The 3,128-nt window shown below is 75.4% G+C and carries 3 protein-coding genes; all 3 read right to left on the bottom strand.

The genetic code is table 11. The features are described 5' to 3' along the window. Positions 1–40: 40 nt before the first annotated feature. The 3 genes from ABZ885_RS38165 to ABZ885_RS38155 all read right to left on the bottom strand — a co-directional run bounded on the left by ABZ885_RS38165 (position 41) and on the right by ABZ885_RS38155 (position 3,080). Positions 41–484 (bottom strand): helix-turn-helix transcriptional regulator, encoded by a 444-nt coding sequence (locus ABZ885_RS38165; RefSeq protein WP_360199336.1) that lies wholly within the window; start codon positions 482–484, stop codon positions 41–43. An 81-nt stretch (positions 485–565) separates the two neighbouring features. Continuing rightward, positions 566–1,690 (bottom strand): nucleotide disphospho-sugar-binding domain-containing protein, encoded by a 1,125-nt coding sequence (locus ABZ885_RS38160; protein WP_360199334.1) that lies wholly within the window; start codon positions 1,688–1,690, stop codon positions 566–568. Positions 1,691–1,724: 34 nt separating this feature from the next. After that, positions 1,725–3,080: an ATP-grasp domain-containing protein gene (locus ABZ885_RS38155; protein ID WP_360199332.1), complete on the bottom strand. Its 1,356-nt coding sequence runs from the start codon at positions 3,078–3,080 to the stop codon at positions 1,725–1,727. Positions 3,081–3,128: the final 48 nt, after the last annotated feature.

Genomic DNA, 3,128 nt, shown 5'->3' with positions numbered 1-3,128 from the left:
GGGTGCACCCCGCCGTACCGGCCGTCCTGCCACCGGCGGGTCAGGCCGCCAGGCAGAGGCCGTCGTACCGCGCCGAGGGCGCCGTACGGCCCCGGCCCGCCCGGCTCCGGGCGTACCGGGCCAGGTCGTCCTGGGCCAGCGAGAGCAGGTCGGCGAGGCCGAACCCGAGGGCCGTGGCGGCGGCCGCGAGCACCTCGGAGGAGGCCTCCTTGCGTCCGCGCTCGACCTCCGACAGGTACGGCATCGAGATCCGGGCGGCCTCCGCGACGTCCTTCAGGGTGCGCTCCTGGGCGAGCCGCTCGCGCCGCAGCACGCCGCCGACCAGGTCGCGCCACAGGGGTTCCCGCGGCGCGCGGGCCGGCGCGGGGGCCGGCGGGGCTCCCGCCGGCCGCTGCGGGGCACGGCCCGCAGGGCCGGAACCGGGCGGCGAGGCCTGCGGGCGCAGGGGAATGACGCGGGCTTCGTTCGGCGCATGAGTGCTCACCCCTTCACCCTAGGCATCCCCGGCGCCAGGGCAAGGGAGCGGCGTTCTGCCCTCGGTGAAGCGCGCGCGCGGTCGGCGGTGTCACAGACCGGTGAGCCGCTCCGCCACGGCCTCCGGTCCGGGCATCGCCGCGATCTCGGCGCCGACCTCGCGCGCGGCCCGGGTCAGCGCGTCGTCGGTGAGCAGCCGGTCCAGCAGCGCCGGCCCGATCTCCTCCGCGCCCGCGGCGAGCCCGGCCCCCCGGTCCCTCACCGCGTCCGCGGTGATGAAGCGGTCCGACCCGTCGGGCAGCACGAGTTGCGGGATCCCCGCGTCCAGGGCGGCGAGTGCGGTGCCGCTGCCGCCGTGGTGGATCGCGGCGGCGCAGGTGTCGAGCAGGCCGCGCCAGGGCACCCAGCCGCAGGCGCGGACGTTGCCGGGCAGGGTGCCGAGCGTGTCGAGGTCGAGTTCGCCGGTCGCCAGCACGAACTCCGCGTCGACCTCGGCAGCGGCCGCGATCACCCGCTCGATCCTGGTCAGGCCGTCGGTCTTGGGCGGCACGGTGCCCAGCGTGACGGCCACCCGCGGGCGGCCGGCGGGTGCAGCCAGCGGCTCGGGGAGGGGACCGTCACCGTTGTAGGCGACGGGCCGCATCGTGCAGCCGTACCGTTCGGTGCCGACCATGCTCGGCGGGGCGAGGTCGATGACCTCCGCCGGTTCGGGCAGCGGGTCGATCCCGTGCCGGGCGAAGGTGTCCGCCATCTCGGCGAGCATCAGGGCGCGCAGCTTGGGGGTGCGGACGAACCCGAGGTCGTGCTGGACGGCGGGCACGCCCAGGACGGTCGCCGCGAGGAGGGCCACCGGGAACTGGTAGTCGTAGACCACCAGGTCGGGCCGCCACCGTGCGGCGAGTTCGACGGTGGCGTCGGCCACCGCGCTGTTGACGTGGGCGGCGAGGGGGACGAAGGCCTCGCGGTCGGCCGAGTTGGTCTCGATGGTCCGCTGCAGCAGGTCGGGCCGCCTGGTGCGGCCGGCCTCCCGGATCTCCCGGCCCCAGTCCACGCCCGGGGCGATCGGGAGGTACGGCAGTCCGGAGGCGGCGACCGGCTCGCCGCCGTCCATCGAGGCCACCGCGACCTCGTGGCCGAGCCCGCGCATCGCCCTGGCCAGCGGGACCAGCGGGAACAGATGGCCGACGCCGGGTACGCCGGCGAACAGTACACGCATCGAAGAACCTCAGGAGGAGTTGACGGGAGGGGGGTCAGCCGGCCGCGCGGTGCAGGGCGGCTTCCAGGCCGTTCAGCACGGCGTTGCAGTCGCGCTGCAGGGTGGCGGCGTCGACGGCGCTCAGCAGGTAGACCCCGAGCCAGTTGCGCGACCCCGCGGAGGGGTCGAAGGCGGGGACGGGCTGCCCCGCGGGCAGGGCGAAGGCGGGGACGGCCTCGATGGTGCTGCCCGGGGAGAGCAGGCTCTGCCAGTCCACGGCCTGCGGGTTCCAGACCGGCGTGGTGCGCCAGGGCACTCCGGCCGCGTCGGCCGGGACGACGGCCACCGACGCGGCGGCCCGGACCCCGTCGGTGGGCATGGCCTCCGGGTAGCGGACCCGCTCGCCGAGCAGCTGGCGGACCAGCATGCCGATCGGGTCGAGCCCGAAGACCTCGTGGACCTGCCGGGTCGTCAGCAGGCCGCCGAACCTGGCCGCGGTCTCGATGACCACCAGCCCGCCGTCCGCCATCAGCTTCAGCTCGGTGTGGGTGCCGCAGTTCTCCAGCCCGAGCGCGTCGACGGCTTGTCGCGAGACCTCCTCGATCCGGCGCTGCAGCGGCACCGGGAGGACGGAGGGCGAGGTGCTGGCCACCTCGACGAAGGACGGCACGGTCGGCAGCTTCGCGGTGATGGCCAGCGGGTGGTAGACGCCGTCCGCGACGATGCCCTCCACGCTCACGTAGTCGCCGTAGCCGGGCTCCTGGTACCAGCCCTCGGTGGAGCCCTGGGCGATCTCCTCGACCAGGCGGTCCCGGTCGGTGTCCGCGGCGTAGAGCTCGTTCATGCCGACCCGGCTGCCGGCCTCCAGTCCGCGCTCCATCTCGGCCCACGCCGCGGCGGCGTCCCCGGGCCCGTCCAGCACCATCTGGGCGACCGACCCGGCACCCCAGGCGGGCTTGAGCAGCAGCGGGGGCGTGAACCCGGCCAGCGCGGCGTCCAGGTCCGCGCGTCCGGCGACCCGGCGGAACGCGGGTATCGGCACGCCGGCGGCGGCCCACGCCTCGCGCATCAGCCGCTTGTCCCGGGCCCGGACGATGCCCTCGCCGGCACCGGCCAGGCCGAGCCGGCTCGCGGCGTGCGCGACGGCCAGCACCGCGAACTCCGAGAGGGTCAGTACCGCGTCGGCGCCGATGGCCTTCGCGTGCTCCACGATCAGCTCGACCAGTTCCTCACCGCGCGGCGCCTCGGGCACCAGCTCGATGCCGGTGCAGCTGGGCCGCCACAGCTCCTCCGCGGTGGTGGGCAGCGGTGCCAGCGCGAGGACGTGCAGTTCCCCGCAGGCGGCGATCCGCGGGAAGGCGTACTCGAGCGGGGCTCCGCCCTTGACGTAGACGTACAGAATCCGGTTCAACGTGCTTTCTCCTGAAAGAAGTTCAATCGGCGCGCGGCACACTCGGGG

Origin of the sequence: Kitasatospora sp. NPDC047058, assembly GCF_040643935.1 — a bacterium.
Lineage (GTDB): Bacteria > Actinomycetota > Actinomycetes > Streptomycetales > Streptomycetaceae > Kitasatospora.
Note: the sequence above shows the minus strand (reverse complement) of the source record. Positions and strands in the feature narration are given on the sequence as shown.

What these genes read in the sequence shown, in the direction of transcription:
- ABZ885_RS38160 (WP_360199334.1), bottom strand. Translation starts at nt 1,690, where the DNA reads ATGCGTGTACTGTTCGCCGGCGTACCCGGCGTCGGCCATCTGTTCCCG.